The 17,615-nt window shown below is 40.9% G+C and carries 11 protein-coding genes; 6 read left to right on the forward strand and 5 right to left on the reverse strand.

From position 1 onward, the window contains the following. Nucleotides 1-9: 9 nt before the first annotated feature. A complete protein-coding gene (locus ACWITO_RS03820; RefSeq protein ID WP_448528683.1) occupies nt 10-2,658 on the reverse strand; it encodes an AAA family ATPase in 2,649 nt (882 codons plus the stop codon). A gap of 274 nt (nt 2,659-2,932) precedes the next feature. On the opposite strand from ACWITO_RS03820, the gene ACWITO_RS03825 reads away from it, so the two are divergent. Together ACWITO_RS03825 and ACWITO_RS03830 are read left to right on the forward strand one after the other, a co-directional pair. Further along, nucleotides 2,933-5,188, forward strand: coding sequence for a fibronectin type III domain-containing protein (locus tag ACWITO_RS03825; protein WP_448528684.1), 2,256 nt, complete (start codon nt 2,933-2,935; stop codon nt 5,186-5,188). 75 nt (nt 5,189-5,263) lie between these two features. Further along, complete coding sequence (locus ACWITO_RS03830) at nt 5,264-6,106, forward strand: isoaspartyl peptidase/L-asparaginase (RefSeq protein ID WP_448528685.1); 843 nt, start codon at nt 5,264-5,266, stop codon at nt 6,104-6,106. A 37-nt stretch (nt 6,107-6,143) separates the two neighbouring features. Here ACWITO_RS03830 and ACWITO_RS03835 read toward each other — a convergent pair whose 3' ends face one another. After that, a complete protein-coding gene (locus tag ACWITO_RS03835; protein ID WP_448528686.1) occupies nt 6,144-6,656 on the reverse strand; it encodes a hypothetical protein in 513 nt (170 codons plus the stop codon). Between the two features lie 43 nt (nt 6,657-6,699). Between ACWITO_RS03835 and ACWITO_RS03840 the strand changes: the two genes are divergently transcribed. Further along, nucleotides 6,700-7,548 carry a hypothetical protein gene (locus tag ACWITO_RS03840; protein WP_448528687.1) on the forward strand — a complete coding sequence of 283 codons (849 nt, stop codon included), beginning with the start codon at nt 6,700-6,702 and terminating at the stop codon, nt 7,546-7,548. An 84-nt stretch (nt 7,549-7,632) separates the two neighbouring features. After that, on the forward strand, nt 7,633-9,774 hold the full coding sequence (gene scpA, locus ACWITO_RS03845) for a methylmalonyl-CoA mutase (RefSeq protein WP_448528688.1): 2,142 nt from the start codon (nt 7,633-7,635) through the stop codon (nt 9,772-9,774). 12 nt (nt 9,775-9,786) lie between these two features. Here the strand turns inward: scpA and asnB are convergent, their stop codons facing one another. After that, entirely contained in the window at nt 9,787-11,568 is a 1,782-nt protein-coding gene (gene asnB, locus ACWITO_RS03850) for an asparagine synthase (glutamine-hydrolyzing) (RefSeq protein ID WP_448528689.1), read from the reverse strand. Between the two features lie 87 nt (nt 11,569-11,655). Beyond that, complete coding sequence (locus tag ACWITO_RS03855) at nt 11,656-12,627, reverse strand: NAD-dependent epimerase/dehydratase family protein (protein WP_448528695.1); 972 nt, start codon at nt 12,625-12,627, stop codon at nt 11,656-11,658. Between the two features lie 135 nt (nt 12,628-12,762). On the opposite strand from ACWITO_RS03855, the gene ACWITO_RS03860 reads away from it, so the two are divergent. Both ACWITO_RS03860 and ACWITO_RS03865 read left to right on the forward strand, forming a co-directional pair. After that, nucleotides 12,763-13,089, forward strand: coding sequence for a hypothetical protein (locus ACWITO_RS03860; protein ID WP_448528690.1), 327 nt, complete (start codon nt 12,763-12,765; stop codon nt 13,087-13,089). Between the two features lie 106 nt (nt 13,090-13,195). Continuing rightward, nucleotides 13,196-15,313 (forward strand): ComEA family DNA-binding protein, encoded by a 2,118-nt coding sequence (locus ACWITO_RS03865; RefSeq protein ID WP_448528691.1) that lies wholly within the window; start codon nt 13,196-13,198, stop codon nt 15,311-15,313. Nucleotides 15,314-15,495: 182 nt separating this feature from the next. Here ACWITO_RS03865 and ACWITO_RS03870 read toward each other — a convergent pair. Next, the coding region (locus ACWITO_RS03870) for a trypsin-like serine protease (RefSeq protein WP_448528692.1) at nt 15,496-17,615 on the reverse strand (2,120 nt) is incomplete at its 5' end.

Below are 17,615 nucleotides of genomic sequence, written 5' to 3' on the forward strand. Positions count from 1 at the left end.
TTTTTGAGGCTATTTTTTGGTATCGGTAGCCGTAGAACCTCCTCCAAGTTTGAATCCAATACCTCCTTGTCCGCCTGCTTCCAGATTTTCGTTAAATTCTTTTACATCAGGCACATCTAACTGATGGATTATCTCTTCGGTGCGTTGTTCTTTGGGCAGAGACGCCATACGCAAATGCTGATTCTTGACGGCTTGTTGTATGACTTTACGCACGGTGCGAGCATTGCCGAAAAACTTATCTCGTTTTTGGTAGAGGTAGTCAAAATATTTTCGCAAATGCTCCAGAGCCTCTTCGGTAGGGGTAAGATTTTCGGCTTTCAGCATATACAAAGCAATTTGCAAAAGTTCATCAACATTGTAATCCTCAAATTTGATAGTAATATCAAAACGTGAGGCGAGCCCAGGATTAGCTTCCAAAAACTGCTTCATATTGTCGGGATAGCCTGCAACAATCACAGCAAACTGCCCGCGTTTATCTTCCATTTGTTTGAGAAGCGTTTCAACAGCTTCCTTGCCAAAATCGTTTTCGTGTCCTTGTGTAAGAGCGTAAGCCTCATCAATGAAAAGTACGCCTCCCATAGCCTGATTGATACGCTCCATAGTTTTGAGAGCAGTCTGCCCTACATAACCTGCTACCAGCCCTTGTCTATCGGTTTCTACACAATGCCCACGCTCCAATACCCCCAAAGCCTTGTAAATCTTGGCAATAATCCGAGCTACGGTAGTTTTACCTGTACCCGGATTGCCCGTAAATACGGTGTGCAAAGAGAATTTACCCAATACATCTCTGCCTGTTTCGCGATAAAAACGAACTAGCTTAACCAGCTCTACAACTTCCTCTTTCACACTATTCATTCCAATCAAGCCGTTCAATTCATCAAGAGCTTCGTGTAGCAACTCTTCATCAACGCTAATATCGGGTAAGGCGGCTTTTTTGGTTTTGAAAATGTTTTTGACATCTTCCAATGTTACGGTTTTGAGCACTTCGGGGCTGATATTATCCAAGTCGGTGTTTTTCATCACACGCAAGCCCAAGTTCATTTTGGCTTCTTCTACCAAAGAAGCTACCAAACGAGCATTGCCAAAAGTACGGTCGCGATTGCGGTAGGCTTCGGTGAGTTGTTTTTTGATATATTCGCGGGCTTCGGGGTCAAATTCAATATTTTTCTTTTTCGCCTTGAGGTCAAGGATTTGCATCAATTCTTGGGGCAGATAGTCGGGGAAGTGGTAAATCATATTGAAGCGAGAACGCAAACCCGGATTAGAATCCAAAAATATTTCCATTTCCGCAGGGTAGCCCGCTACAATAATTGCCAAATCGCCTTTTCCGTCAGACATTTCCTTGATAAGCACTTCTATAACCTCTTTGCCAAAGTCTTGCCCGTCTTGGTCGCCTTTCCGAGCCAGCGAGTAGGCTTCATCTATGAACAAAATACCTCCCCTTGCTTTTTCAATCATTTCTTGCACTTTTGGGGCAGTTTGTCCAATAAATTTACCTACAAGTTCGGGTCTTCCTACTTCCAAAACGGTGCCTTTGGAAAGCAATCCTAATTTATGGTAAATTTTACCCAGCATTTTCGCTACGGTCGTTTTACCAGTACCCGGATTGCCCATAAATACAGAGTGAAGGCTGATTTGGGTGCTTTCTTCAAAACCTTGCTCCTGACGCAATTTCAGGAAGCGAAGGTAGTGCATATAATCCTTGATTTTTTCTTTGACACTATCCAGCCCTATCATTTCTTGGAGTTCTTCCATTATTTCCTCCAAGGTTTGCTCTTGATTTTTGGTAGAGGTAGAAAAGCCAGTAAAAAGTGTTCCCGCTTCGGGCTTGTGTATCATTGGCACACCTTCTACGAAGCTATCAGCGACTTCAAAAGGCACTACGGCAATGAGTTGGTCCATAAAAATCACTTCCAAGCGATATTTATCGGGAAACCAAGTACCTTTGTTAGAAGAACCCCAGCCCGAAGTAAGCGTAAAAGTCTGCTCGTTAGGTCCTACGTACCGCAACTCGGAAGTTTCTCCTTTGAGTTGTCCTGCATCATTATAGAATTTGAAAAACACTTCGGCGTACCAAGATTTTTCTTGCTTGTTTTTTACGGTAAATTCTACAAAAATATATTGCGTTTCTTGGCTATCGAATTGGGTAACATACACTCTTTTATCAGCGGGCAAACCTTCGTAAGGACCATCAAAAAGTTTGATACTGGTGATTTCGAAGTATGGGTTATTTCCTGCCTGCACCAGTCCGCCTTCTTCCACATAAAACCTACGCGTGCTTACCTTTTCGCCATCAATGTAGGCTTCCCATTCATAATCGCCACGCGACCAATACGAACCAGGGTCTTCGTTTCCCCAACTTTCACGGATATAGACGATATTTTCATCTTTCTTGATAACACGTTTGGAAGGCAAATTACAAAGCTCTTTCCTACCCCCATCAGAATTGAGCTTAAAGGCTTTGAGGGTGATATTCGCCTCCCAGTCTTCTTCATCAAAGAGTTTGTTGTAAAACGAAAGTTCTACATAGATATAAGTGGTTTCTTTGTTTTCAAACACACGGCGATACTTCTTTTTGTTGCCTTCAAAACTTTCATTAGAAGCATACACCAGTAAGTCTTTGAATTTATAGTTTTTATCTAAAATTTTCTCTGCCATAGTTGTAGAGGGTTGTATAAATGGGCGTAAAATACATTTTGCGTTTCAAAGTAAAAAATTTTTATTACTTTTTTTACACAAATGCTGTACTTTTCTTACAGAAACAACATTTCTGCTTAAAAAAATGTTTCCTGCGTTGGCAATAAAAAAGAGAAAAACCAAGCCAAAAGCTTATTTTTTTGCATTTTAGTATGTTTTAGCAAAATTTTCTTTGGTTTTTTCAATAAAAAGCGTAACTTTCGGAACTTTTGCAAACACTAAATATTGTAAGTTTATGAAAAAACTTTTACTTGCGGTTTGTTTTTGGGCTTTGGGAATAGGGGCTTTTGCACAAATGCTTGTTGTTGATTTCAATATGAGTTCTACGAGTATATGCGTAGGGCAAAGCGTAACTTTCACAGATGCCTCTACTGCTATCAGTACTCCCGCTATCAACTCTTGGAGTTGGAACTTTGATTTTGGCGTCTTAGGAGGGGCTTCGCCAAGCACAGCAAACACCCAAGGTCCGCATACGGTTACTTTCAACAACTCGGGTGTTTATATAATTCGTTTGGAAGTAAGTAATGGTATTCTTACTAATAGTACCACCAAAGTTCTGAATGTTTCTGTGGGTATCAATCCGCCCATTATGATAGATTTTGAAGGCACTTTCCCACCTGCGGGTTTCAGTGTGAGCAATTCGGGAGGTACAGCCAACTGGGAACAAAACAACAGCGTAGGTTATGGGGGCGGAAAGTGTATGTGGAGAAATCTTTGCTCTTCTAGTATTGGCTCAAATGCCTTGTTTTTCAATACGCCTCGGGTAAACTTGGTAGGCTATATCGCCGCCTTTGTAGAGTTTAAGGTGGCTTATCAGGCTTGGAGTGCAAGTAGCTTTGCCACTCTTACACTGGAAGCCTCTACCAACTGCGGAACAACTTATACGAGTATCTGGACAAAGTCTGGTGAGCCTTTGGCAACGGTTACGCCTTGGTTTTCTACTACTTGCTTTACACCTACTTCTACCTCTCAATGGCGTACTGAACTTATTGATATAAGCACTTACATCGGAAACCCTTCCGTGCAATTCAGATTAAGGCTTACTGATGTTTGGAGCAATCATATTTATATTGATGATTTCAGAATTCTTACAGTGAGTACCCCTCCCACTGCTCCTACGGGACTTACTGCTACTGCTCCCTTTTTCAATCAAGTAAATCTCAGCTGGACTGATAACGCCACCAACGAATGGGGCTATCGTGTAGAACGCTCTCCCGATGGCATTACTTGGACACAAATTGGTGGCGATTTGCCTGCGAATACTACTTCTTACACCGATAATACCGTGGCACCTGCTACGCTTTATTACTATCGTGTGTATGCGTATATCTCTTCGCTCAACTCGTACAGCAATGTGGCTTCCGTAACAACCCCCAACGTAACCCTGAATGCTCCTACAAGTTTGGTAGCAAGTGCCGTATCTGCCACACGTATCAATCTGACTTGGACGGATAACGATATAAACGAAGCAGGCTATAAGGTAGAACGCTCTACTGATGGCATTACTTTTACAGAAATTGCCTCTTCACTTCCTGCCAATACCAACTCTTTCTCGGACAATGGTCTTACCTCAAATACACAATACTGGTACCGTGTAAGGTGCTTTTTAGGTCCTACCAATTCACCTTATAGCAATGTAGCAGATGCTACTACATTTGTAGTGCTTGCCGCACCCACTACACTGGTAGCTACTGCCGCCTCTACTACCCAAATTAACCTTACTTGGGTAGATAATGCTACCAATGAAACAGGCTACAAAGTAGAACGCTCCACCGATGGCATTACTTTTACAGAAATTGCCGCTTCGCTTCCTGCCAATACCAGCACCTACACTGATAATGGCTTGCTATCGGGAACACTGTATTTCTATCGTGTGCGAGCTTTCAATGGTAGTATCAACTCCCCTTATAGCAATATTGCCTCTGCGGCACCTTTGGTGCTTATCAATGCCCCTACCAATTTAGTGGCAACCGCTGTTTCACCTACCCAAATCAATCTTACTTGGGTAGATAACGCCACCAATGAAGCAGGTTACAAAGTAGAACGTTCTACCGATGGTACTACTTTTACAGAAATTAGTGGTTCGGGACTTGCCCCCAATTCTACCACTTTCATAGATGCTCCTGTAAGCAGTAATACCACTTACTACTATCGTGTGAGGGCTTTCAATGGTCCTAACATTCATTCACCATACAGCAATGTAGCTCAAGCTACTACCCCTCTGCCTACTGCTCTGGAAGATGAATGGCAAAGCCATATCAAAGTATATCCCAATCCTGCGGAAAATGTAGTTTGGTTAGATTTTGATAAACTCTCGCAAATGCCTCATAAAGTTTCTCTTTACAATACTTTGGGTGTATTGCAAGACGAAAAAGCAGTGAATTATCAGCGTAAAATCAGTTTTGAAGTAGGCAAATTGCCAAAAGGGGTTTATCATTTGCAAATCGTTGGCGAAAATGCCCGAATACACAAAAAATTAGTGGTAAAATAAAATCTTAACAAACTCTTAAAACCAAAAAACCTATGAGCAAGCAATTTTCTCATAGGTTTTTGAATGTCAAAACTTATGAAAATCATTATACACGGCGGTTTTTTTAGCGAATTTTCACAAACAGAGGCTATCAAGAAAGCCAAACAAGAGGCTTTGCAGAAAATTGTTTTGCAAAGCTATGAGTATCTGAAAAGCCATTCGGCAATGGAAACCGTAGTTTTTGCAACCAAACTTTTGGAAGATGAACCGCTTTTCAATGCAGGTTTAGGCTCTCAAATCCAAAGTGATGGCAAAATACGAATGAGTGCCTCACTTATGGACGGCGTAAGCAAAAAATTTTCAGGGGTTATCAATATTGAAAATATCCAGAACCCTATTTTAGTTGCCGAAAAACTAATGCAATTTGATGATAGAGTTTTGGCGGGTGAAGGAGCAAATATTTTTGCCCAAAAGCAAGGTTTCCCTTACTTCAACCCCGAAACCCCCGAACGCCGAGCCGACTACGAAGCCAAGAAAGCCAGCTTGGGAACAGGCACCGTAGGCTGTGTAGCCTTGGATAATAACGGCAAACTTGCCGCCGCTACTTCCACAGGTGGTAAAGGCTTTGAAATGGTAGGACGCGTTTCGGACTCTGCCACCATTGCAGGCAATTATGCCAATGAATTTTGTGCAGTTTCTTGTACAGGGGTAGGCGAAGATATTGTTAGTGGTGGCATTGCCACCAAAATTGTTACCCGAGTAACCGATGGGCAGTCTATTCAACAAGCCTTTCAAAAAACTTTTCAAGAATTAGCAACTTTTGACGGCTTTGCAGGGGCTATTGCTATTGACTATCAAGGCAATATCTTTCACCAAGATTCGCACCCTACTATGGTATTTGCTTCCTTTGATGGAGCAAAGGTAGAGCTTTTTGGGTGAGTTTGTTCGTGAAAACTCACCCAAAAGTTCTCTATGATTATTTCGTAAAGCTAAATCGGTAATTTACGGCTAATGGTACAGGGAAAGGAATATTCGGCACCGTAACATTTTGCTGAAAGCTACCTTTTAGAATCAGCTCATCACGACTGATTTTTTCAATATCAATACTGCGAGGAATCTGCACCCCAGCGGCGGCGATAGCGGCTTGCATATCAGGCGGAAGCAAAGGAATAGGATTGGTAAATTCAATTTTTTTCTCATCGCTACTCAAAGAATAACCCTGTCTTGAAACTTCGGTCAGTGAGCCATTGGTGGGGTTTCGCTGATAAAAAATGGCTGTTCCCTCTCGCTTAAATTCCAAAGCCAGGGAATCAGTCTGTCTATTTTCGGCAAATGCAGGCGTACCCGCAAGTGTCGCATTCAGTTCAATTTGCTTGCTTATCCAAACGTGGGCAGTAAGCAAATCCAACGTAGTAGGTTCGGGCTGTTTCTTTTTGCAAGCCAGTAAGGCAAAACCCAAATAGCAAAATACGAGTAGATGTTTTTTCATAAGGCAAAAATTTCCTAACTTTACGCAAATGTAGCAAAATCTGATGAAAAAGAAAATCATTTTTTTCGTTTTAGCAATTGGTATTTTAGGTGCTTGTAAAAAGAAAGACCCAGCCGCTCCATACCATTTGGTATTTAAGTTCAAATTTAATCCTAATCAAGAGCGTTTGGATAATTTCGGTAATCCTACCACTATACCCATAGGAAATGCAGGGCAATCGCCTCGTTTCAATATGCTTACGGCTCATTATTTTGAGCTTTCGCCCAATGCCCTTACCCAATTAGGCAATGGTACTATTTTATACCACGCTCCCGAAACTACTTTGGGCGGTGAAACAGCCATTGAATTTGATAAAAGCATTTTCAAGAAAGAAGATGAAATCTATCTTTCTGTGCCTTTGAATAAAATTACACCCCAAACCTACGAGTATTTGCGTATTTCTTTTGCTTATCAAAACTATGACATTACTTTCCGTGTGAATGGAACAGATTATACAGGTACGGTCGCTTCTTTTGTAGGGTATAATACCTACATCAAAGATGTAAAAGTGAAAAATCAGACTATCAGCATAAATGCCAACAAAAAGCAGGGCTTTTGGGCATTTGAAACACTTACAGGGGTATTGCAAGGACAAGCCCCAGGCACCACCGTTCCCAATCCTATTGCGGCAACTTCGCCCATTCCACCCGGCTCTTGTGTGGTTACTGCCAAGTTTGATACTCCTTTGCAAATCACGGGCAGAGAAAACAAAGACATTGTTATCACGGTATCTGTTTCCAATAATAAAAGTTTTGAATGGAAAGATGACAATGGTAACGGACATTTTGAACCAACCCTCGGTGAAACCGTTGTAGATATGGGTATTCGGGGTATGAAAATGATTGTTGAGTAATACAACAAGCGGCTTAATAACAATTTCTTTGTTACACAAATACAACTTACATCAGAATATCAATAAAACGCAATCAAGGCAAATATGGTAGATTTGACAAAAGTCAGTTTTGAAAGTCTTTGGCAAAATGTTTCTGAACAAAACTTTCAGCCTACTAAAACTTGGAAAACACCCGAACACATCGAAATAAAAGATATTTACGCACCAGCAGATTTGCAAGCACCGGAACACTTGCATTTTGGGGCGGGCATACCACCTTTTTTGCGAGGTCCGTATAGTACAATGTACTTGCAACGCCCTTGGACTATCCGCCAATACGCTGGTTTTTCTACTGCAAAAGAATCCAATGCTTTTTACCGACGCAATCTTGCCGCAGGACAAAAAGGGCTATCGGTTGCCTTCGATTTAGCCACGCATCGCGGCTACGACTCCGACCACCCACGCGTAGTAGGTGATGTAGGAAAAGCAGGCGTTGCCATTGATAGCGTTGAGGATATGAAAATTCTCTTTGAGGGTATTCCTCTCGGCGAAATGTCTGTTTCTATGACAATGAATGGGGCAGTAATTCCAGTAATGGCTTTCTACATTGTTGCCGCCGAAGAGCAAGGTGTGCCTGCTTCCCAACTTTCAGGTACTATCCAAAACGATATTCTCAAAGAATTTATGGTACGCAATACCTACATTTACCCACCCGAACCCAGTATGCGTATCATTGGCGATATTTTTGCCTATACGTCCCAGAATATGCCCAAGTTTAATAGCATTAGTATTTCGGGCTATCATATGCAAGAAGCAGGAGCTACCGCCGACTTGGAATTAGCCTACACACTTGCCGATGGTTTGGAGTATATTCGTACAGGACTGAAAGCAGGACTTGATATTGATGATTTTGCTCCTCGTCTTTCGTTTTTTTGGGCTATCGGAATGAACTATTTTATGGAAATTGCCAAAATGCGTGCAGGCAGAATGCTTTGGGCTAAAATTGTAAAGCAATTTAATCCCAAAAAGCCTATTTCTATGGCTCTACGCACACATTGCCAGACTTCGGGCTATAGCCTTACAGCACAAGCCCCCTTCAATAATGTAGCTCGTACGGCTATTGAAGCCCTTGCCGCCGCTTTGGGGCATACACAATCTTTACATACCAATTCGCTTGATGAAGCCATAGCCCTACCTACTGATTTTTCGGCTCGCATCGCTCGCAATACACAGCTTATTTTGCAAGAGGAAACCGCCATTTGCCAGACCGTAGACCCTTGGGCGGGTTCTTACTATGTAGAAAAACTCACCCACGACCTTGCTCATAGGGCTTGGGAACTTATCCAAGAAGTAGAAAGTTTGGGGGGAATGGCAAAAGCCATTGAAACAGGCTTACCCAAAATGCGTATTGAAGAAGCCGCCGCCAAAAAACAAGCCCGTATTGATTCAGGCAAAGAAATTGTAGTAGGGGTAAATGCCTTTGAATGGGAAAAAGAAACAGATATTGAGGTCTTAGAGATTGATAACACTGCTGTTCGGAACGAACAAATTGAAAGATTGCAAAAAATAAAAGCAGAAAGAAACAACGAGGCTGTTCAGCAAGCCCTGAATGCCATTACAGAGTGTGCCAAATCGGGGAAAGGCAATTTGTTGGATTTAGCCGTAAAAGCCGCAAGACTGCGAGCTACACTCGGCGAAATTTCCGATGCTATGGAAAAGGCTTTTGGCAGATACAAAGCCACCATTCGCTCTATTTCGGGAGTTTATGCTTCTGAAATTTCTGATGATGAACATTTCAGAGAAGCACAAGCTATGGCTGACCGATTTGCTGAAATAGAAGGCAGACGCCCCCGCATTATGATTGCTAAAATGGGACAGGACGGACACGACCGAGGTGCCAAAGTCATTGCTACCAGCTTTGCAGATTTAGGCTTTGATGTTGATATTGGCTCGTTATTCCAAACCCCTGATGAAGTTGCCCGACAAGCCGCCGAAAATGATGTGCATATCATTGGTGTAAGTTCTCTTGCCGCAGGACACAAAACCCTGGTACCACAACTTATCGCTGAACTCCAAAAAATTGGCAGAGAAGATATTTTGGTTATTGTGGGCGGCGTTATTCCCCCGCAAGACTATCAATTTTTGTACGATGCAGGTGTAGCAGGCGTTTTCGGTCCAGGCACTATTATTGCCGTAGCGGCACAAGAAATTCTAAAAAAATTGATGAGTGGAGAAGAAAGTGAATAGCTGAAAGCATAATTATTTTCCTTTCAGCCACTCTGCCAGCACGTACAAAGCAAACAATTCGCTTGTGTAATCTGCTTTACCATTTTGATGATTGTAAAGTAAAAACTTCACCCTTTCCTGTGATACAAATTCAAAGAGAGGGTTTGGGCTCTGCTCTGCAAAAGCCCACAGAAACTTTTTTTCATTTTTTCTAAGCCAATTTCCAAAAGGTATTCCCAAACCTTCTTTTGAGCGAGTGGTAAAAATTTTCCCTTTATTTTTTCGTAAAATTTCTTTCAAAATCCACTTTTTGCCGTATTTTAAGCGTATTTCGGCGGGTATCTGACGAGCAAAATCACTTAAATTTTTATCTAAATACGGCACACGTATTTCAAGGGTGTTTCGCATACCCCAAAAATCATTGATTTTGAGCAAATCAGCTGGTAAGTAATATTTCATTTCCCAATCCAAAGCCTCTTGCAAATTTGTAATTTCTGTAAAATAGTGGTGCTTTTTAGGCTGAAAAATATCCAAAGAAGCAAAGTTCAGGAAAGTTTGCGTTGTAGAAATATCAAGATTTTGAAAAAACTTTCTTTGCAGACGATTTTTAGGCAAAAAATCAAAGATTTTTTGAGCATTTAGCCATTTTTTAGGCATCATCAAATACCAATAAAAAGCCCAATGCCTATGATAACCCACAAAGAGTTCGTCTGCTCCTGCTCCGCTCCAAAGCACCCGAAAACCTTGCTCGTGGGCTTTTCTGCTCAAAAGAAATGTTGCCAGAAAAGCACTATCTGCCACAGGGTAATCCATTTGGCAAACTAATTCGGACAATAGTTCTGCATCTTTGTCACTGATACAAATTTTTTCCGTTTTTACCTCATAAATTTCTTGTGCTTTTTGAATGTAGAAGGCATCTTGGGTAAAATTTTTTTCATTCGTACAAAAGCTAAATGCAGGCAACTGATAGCCTAATTTTTGAGCCAAAGCCAAAAGAAGTGTAGAATCCACACCTCCACTCAAAAGCAAAGCAGGAGGATAAGTTCCTTGTACCTGATTGTGAATAGCTTGTTCTAAAAGTTCTTCGCTTCGTTTGAGAATAAAATTTTTGTTCCAATTTGTTTGAAAACCTTCCTTTTTAAGCAGATATGCAATTTCTGTTTTTTGATTAGATTGAAGCGAATGAATACACAAAGCAGTGGGGTGGGCGTGAATTTGCTTAAAAAAAGTATGGGGGGGCAAAGCAAATTTGTAGAGCAGATATTCAGTAATAGCCTCCTGACGGATTTGGGCAGTAAGCAGACCGCTTGCCCAAAAACTTTGTACCTCGGAAGCAAAAAGCCACTTTTGGCTATCTTGGTACATATAAAGCGGTTTTACGCCCCACTCATCACGAGCCGTAAGCAAGATTTCCCTTTGGCTATCGTAAAAAATAAATGCAAAAATTCCCTCTAATTCACCCCACAAAGAAGGATTTTCTGAAACTTTTTGCAAATAGTGCCACAAGGTTTCAGTATCGGACTTACTTTTATTTTCAAAGCAAAATTTTTTATCAATTTCCCTGAAATTGTAAATTTCACCATTGAAAATAAGCCAACAAGATTGTTTTTCATCTGAAAAAGGTTGAAAAGCAAGAGGGCTATTGGTGTTGATTTGCAAAAGATTATGCCCTAAAAAAATTTGAAATTTATTTTCCTGCAAAGTTTGATATTGTGTATTATCCTTACCTCTGTGCGTAGTAGATTGAAGCATTTTTTGAATGCTCTCTGCTGAAACTTGGCAAGTAAAATCAACTATACAATGTAGCCCACACATTCAAAAAACTGAATTTTTGCAACCTAAAAAGAAACAAATGCAAGGTGTTCTTGTACCTTGCACTTGTTCAGAATAAAATTTTGTAACTTAAACGATAGTTCCTTTTTCCAAGCCAATTTTAATGTTTTTAAGCATTACTTCGGTCATTTTATCAAGGTCGTATTCGGGTTTCCAGCCCCAATCGTTACGAGCAAAGGAATCGTCTATACTTTGAGGCCAGCTTTCGGCAATTGCCTGACGAAAATCGGGCTTATAGCTAATGCTAAAATCGGGAATATGCTTTTGAATGGATTGTGCAATTTCTTTGGGTGAAAAACTCATTGCCGAAATGTTGTAAGAAGTTCGTATGCTAATTTTATGACTATCGGCGTGCATAAGTTCCAGGGTTCCACGAATGGCATCGTCCATATACATCATTGGCAAATAGGTATTTTCGGTAAGGAAACACTCGTAGTGCTTGGCATACAAGGCTTTGTGATAAATATCCACGGCGTAGTCGGTAGTGCCTCCACCGGGCATAGACTTGTAGCCAATCAGCCCCGGATAACGCAAACTGCGTACATCTACACCGTGCTTGCGAAAATAATAATTACACCAACCTTCGCCCGCTTGTTTGCTAATACCATACACCGTAGTAGGCTCCATAGAGCAAAATTGCGGCGTATTGATTTTGGGAGTAGTAGGTCCGAATACTGCAATCGTGCTTGGAAAATAAATTTTATGGAGTTTTTTCTCAACAGCCAAGTCCAGCACATTCAGAAGCCCTTGAATGTTTAACTGCCAAGCGTGCTTAGGGTGCTTTTCGCCTGTGGCAGAAAGCATTGCCGCCAAATGATAAATTTGTGTAATTTTATGTTTTTCAACTACTTCTGTAAGCCGAGAAACACTCAAAACATCTAACTTTTCAAAAAGTCCTAAATCCTCTTTGCGGATTTGAGCAGGTTCGCGTACATCGGCAGAAATAACATTCGTCTCTCCATATACCCCTTTCAGAGCCACTACCAGTTCAGTTCCTAACTGCCCCGCCGAACCAATCACTAAAATTTTATCTTGTGCCATACTAATAACAGATTGCAAAAAATGAAAGAGTTTAGCTACAAAAATAAAAACCTAACTCGTAAAAGACAAATAAAAATGTGAGATATACACTGATTTTTGTGTAAATTTGTCTTGACGCTTACTACAATTCCTCTTATGTTTAAGATAGTTCTCTATGCCCCTTTTCTCAGAAATATACAAGGCATCACCTTGTACCCTTTTATCTTGCTCAAAAACAAACACTTACGTAAAGATAAATTTCTGATGAACCACGAGGAAATTCATCTTCAACAGCAAAAAGAGCTTTTGGTTTTTCCGTTTTATGTTTTATATTTGAGCAATTATGCTTTCAATCTGCTTCGCTATCGCAACCATTACAAAGCCTACTTGAATATCTGTTTTGAACGAGAAGCCTACGAAAATGAATATAATCTCCATTATTTGAAAGAGCGAAAAATTTGGGCTTTTTGGAAGTATTGGTGAAGTAGCTCTTTTAAGTTGCCTTCAGCTACGCTCAGGCAACTTGCAATGCAACCCAACTTGGTAGCTGTACAAAGCCCAACCAAAGCAAGACAAAAACATTATCTATATGCAAATTTCTAATTTCAAGCAATTTGGAATAGCTCTGATGCTTTTCCTATTTCATTTTCTTGCTTTTGCACAAACATACCCCCGCAAAGAAATAGACATTAGGCAATTTGTGGAGGAGCTATTCCCTGTCCAAGACCAAGATAGCGATACCAATTATGAAGACCTCTACGAAGCCCTCTATCAGCTTTATCTTGAGCCTCTTGACCTCAATCGGGCTTCCCGTGAAGAACTTACCTCTCTTTTTATCCTGAATGAAGTGCAGATTACTAACCTTTTGGAGCATATCCAAAAAAATGGCAAACTCCTCTCCATTTATGAGTTGCAGTCGGTAGAAGGCTTTGATTTAGCCACTATTTACAAAATTTTACCTTTTGTAGAGGTTGATGTTGCCGAAAATGCTGATACTCGCAGTATTTGGCGTAGAATTTTAGAGGAAGACAATAACTATCTGCTTTTGCGTTATGGTTTGCAACTGCAAAAAGAACGCGGCTTCACAGCCCCTGAAGGTAGTAGTGTGCGTTATTTGGGAACAAGACCACGTCTGTACTCTCGTTTTCGTACCAGCCACACCAAAGATTTCAGTCTTGGTTTTACATTGGAAAAAGATGAGGGTGAGCCTATGATGTGGTCGCCCGCAGAACGATACTACGGTGTAGATTTCATTTCTTACCACGCTTATTTTGAAAACAAAGGTCGTTTCAAACAACTTGTCTTTGGCGACTATCAGCTACAAATTGGACAAAGCATACTACTAGCGGCGGGTTTTAATATCGGCAAAGGAGCAGAAACAGTGCTGGGTATTCGGAGAGCCAATATCGGGATACGTCCTTTCACTTCGCTTTTGGAAGCAGGTTATTTTCGGGGCTTTGCGGCTACTTACAACTTAATGAAAAATAAAAAAGGTGAAATTGATGTAATGCCTTTTGTATCTTTCACTCGCCGTAGTGGAAACATCATAGCACGCGATACTTTGGATAACGACGACACAGGTTCTGAGATTTTTGTAAGCAGTTTGCAAGAAACAGGTTTGCATCGCACCCAAAGAGAATTTGATAGTCGTGGGCAAATTGGCGAAAGAGTTTTGGGAGTGAATACCAGCTACAAAAATCTTTCTCAAACTTTACAAGTAGGTACTACTTTCTTGCATACGCGTTTTAGCGTACCTCTCCAACGCAATCCTACTACTTACAATCAGTTTGAGTTCAACGGACAAAGCAATTGGAATGTAGGTTTCAACTACAACTATGTTTTTCAGAATTTCAATTTTTTCGGGGAATGGGCTATTTCCAAAAGTGGTGGAATGGGCTATAATGCAGGAGTTTTAGCTGTGCTTTCACCGCAACTTTCTTTTGCCTTTCAATATCGTAACTTTGATAAAAATTTTCATAGCTTTTTCGGTTCGGCACTAAGCGAAGGCAGCCGAAATATCAATGAACAAGGATTTTATTGGGGCGTAAAATTCCAACCTAATAAAAAGTTTGCTTTGGCAGCGTATTACGATAGATTTAAGTTTCCTTGGCTTCGTTTTCGTGTAGATGCTCCTTCGGAAGGATACGAGTATCTTTTGCGAGCCAGTTATGCCTTCACCAAGAAAATCAGTGCTTTTGCACAAGTCAGACAAGAAGTAAAAGGACAAAACGACCCCAACAACGCCACCCCCATAGATTTTATCACTGACCGCAACCGCCGAAACTATGTTTTTAATGTTGAATATAAAGCCGAGAAAATTATTGCTTTTCGCTCTCGCCTGCAATTCAGTGATTTGCGTTTTGGCGGGCAATATTCACAAGGCTACACCCTAATGCAAGATGTAGATTTAAGCTTTGAGAAATGGAAAATAAAAACGCGTTGGGCGTTGTTTGATACCGATAACTATGATAACCGCCAATACGCCTACGAAGATGATGTTTTGTATAGCTTTTCATTCCCCGCCTATAATGGCAGAGGCGTAAGACAATATGCAGTTTTAGAATACAAATTCAGTAAAAAATACACCCTTTGGTTTCGGTATGCCCGCACACGCTTGCTCAATGTAGATGAGATTGGTTCAGGCAGTTCGGAGGTGCAAGGCAACGTACTTTCCGATTTCAGAGTACAGGCAAGAGTGAAATTTTGAATTTTTATGGCAATTGTTTAACTCTGCTTTTTCAAAATAGACACATTGTTTTTCCAATTTTCTGTTTATCAAATATTTAATTCCAATACTCACATTACTAAAATCTATACACAAACCTTGATAAAAAAGCGATAGCATCACAAAGAGCGATGCTACCGCGAAATGAGGTGCTTTCTACACTTTTATCGGTTTAGTACTATTTGCTTTCTTTCAATATTTCCATCAGGGTAATGTAAGTGCAAGAAATACACATCTTGTGGTAAATGTTTAAGTGAAAGGGTTTGTCTGTTTTCAAATTCGCCTTCAGCTACTTTCTGATTGAATTTGTTGTAAAGCGTAAATTTGATGTTACCCAAATTTTCAGCTTGCAAGTGCAACTTTTCATCGGTTGGGTTAGGATAAATAAACACTCTTTGCGATGCACTCATCGGGAGAATATGAATAATAACCGTAGTTTGTGGTGCAGTAGTTGCAAAAGGAGTATTACAGTTGTTTTGTCCCATTACGGTATAGGTGATAGTGCCTACCTCCATTCGGTTGAGATTAACCTGAATATCTCCCACTCCATTTATGGGTGAAAGAGAAGTTAGCACCGCCCAATCAGAAGGTAAATCCGAAGGACCATTACTAGGTGGATTAGGACTGCGGGTATACACCAATCTCTCTGCTCCCAAACTCCTGAGCCTTATGGTTTCAGTCGTTGCCCAAGGACTCTGATAGAAAGTAAATTCATAGGTATCGGGGGCAATAGGCGTAGCACCTGCGGGCTGAGTAACTACGGGTGCGGTAGGTAAACCTACCCATACCTTTTTCCTGAACCAGCGGCTTTCTGTATGGCAGAAGCTACTTACGCTCACATCGACGCGTATCCAACCTTCGCCAGGAGATGTGCCAGTGGCACTTACTCTATTAGGAGCAAGATTTGTAAGCGTGATATTGGCACTGCTAGTCCAAGTATAGCTAGCCCCCACAAAATCCTCTATTTCGTAAATATTGCTTCCTGTGGAGCATATTGCATTATTCCCTTGTATGCCTTCTATACGCGATAGGCTATTGAAATACTTGCGTACTTTTTGCCCGCAAGGCTGCAACGTAAATTCTATCCAAGCCTCTCCTGTACCTATACTGGAAACCGTTGCGGTGGTGCCTGTACCTGAGGAGGGCGATACATTGGGCGAGGTTTCCCAAGTTACAGCTATATCCGAAGGCACATTTCCGAGCGAAAATGTCGCAGGAGTGCCACAAACACTGGCAGGACCAGTTATATCAGAATTACTTACTTTTACTGCCATCACATCTTTTCTTGCCGCAAGATTTCCATTTACATAAAACTCTATGAAAGCACTACCAGGAAACCGAGCAGATACTCTCAGAACACCCGGTTGTATCATAGTCGCACTTAAATTAAAAGAAACACTATACGAAATTTGAGCATTAGGCGGGAAGCAAGTAAGAGTGTATTGAGTAGGTATTGAGCAGACAATATTTGGTCCAGAGATTGCACTAACAACTGTTCCGAATGGAATATTGGTATTTTGTCGTATCCATTCAGCATAATTAATGACACGCGTATAAATGGTAGGATATTGGTCTTTTGGAAAATACCCCCAACTTGAAGCACCAATTAGAATGGGAGTTGTACCATTGAATACAACCGCAGGACCTCCGCTATCACCTGGTGCCGCCCCTGAACCCGGTTGATAGAATGCTATCATATTATCTGTAACTGTTAGGGTGCTACCCGGTCTGGTGCTTATGATTTGATTAGCATTGGCATTAGATATAATCGGCATGTCAACCCTTCGTAAAACATTAGATGCAGTACAGTTGTTACAACTTCTTCCCCAACCTGTAAGCATAGCTATGTCAAATTCTTCAACCAACTCGGGAGGCAAATTACAGGGATTGGCGTACTGAATAGGTTGTACTCCCTCATTAAAAATTAGAGGTGTTTGTAGCCTTATTAAAGCAATATCATTCTCAAAAGAATTGGCATTGTAATTAGGATGAATGATGACTTGAGCGATTTGAACAGGTTGTTGACTGGGCAAAGTCTGATTGGTCATACCAACTTTGATTGATAGTTCATTCAATGAAATATTCTGAACACAATGTGCAGCAGTGAGTATCCATACATTGTTAATGATAGAACCACCACACCATTGTCCTTGTTGTATTCTCTGAATTGATATTTGCCAAGGAGCATCTGTAATATCTATCTCTACTCCACCAATTATATTTCCCTGAGCATAAACCGCTTGATTAAGTAGAATAGAGTAGAATAGAATAGAATAGAATAGAA

The organism is Raineya sp., assembly GCF_053497555.1.

Excerpts from the sequence above, each read along its gene's own strand:
- ACWITO_RS03825 (WP_448528684.1), top strand. The coding sequence starts at position 2,933 with ATGAAAAAACTTTTACTTGCGGTTTGTTTTTGGGCTTTGGGAATAGGG.
- ACWITO_RS03840 (WP_448528687.1), top strand. The coding sequence starts at position 6,700 with ATGAAAAAGAAAATCATTTTTTTCGTTTTAGCAATTGGTATTTTAGGT.
- ACWITO_RS03855 (WP_448528695.1), bottom strand. The coding sequence starts at position 12,627 with ATGGCACAAGATAAAATTTTAGTGATTGGTTCGGCGGGGCAGTTAGGA.
- ACWITO_RS03820 (WP_448528683.1), bottom strand. The coding sequence starts at position 2,658 with ATGGCAGAGAAAATTTTAGATAAAAACTATAAATTCAAAGACTTACTG.
- ACWITO_RS03865 (WP_448528691.1), top strand. The coding sequence starts at position 13,196 with ATGCAAATTTCTAATTTCAAGCAATTTGGAATAGCTCTGATGCTTTTC.
- scpA (WP_448528688.1), top strand. The coding sequence starts at position 7,633 with ATGGTAGATTTGACAAAAGTCAGTTTTGAAAGTCTTTGGCAAAATGTT.
- ACWITO_RS03860 (WP_448528690.1), top strand. The coding sequence starts at position 12,763 with ATGTTTAAGATAGTTCTCTATGCCCCTTTTCTCAGAAATATACAAGGC.
- ACWITO_RS03830 (WP_448528685.1), top strand. The coding sequence starts at position 5,264 with ATGAAAATCATTATACACGGCGGTTTTTTTAGCGAATTTTCACAAACA.
- ACWITO_RS03835 (WP_448528686.1), bottom strand. The coding sequence starts at position 6,656 with ATGAAAAAACATCTACTCGTATTTTGCTATTTGGGTTTTGCCTTACTG.
- asnB (WP_448528689.1), bottom strand. The coding sequence starts at position 11,568 with ATGTGTGGGCTACATTGTATAGTTGATTTTACTTGCCAAGTTTCAGCA.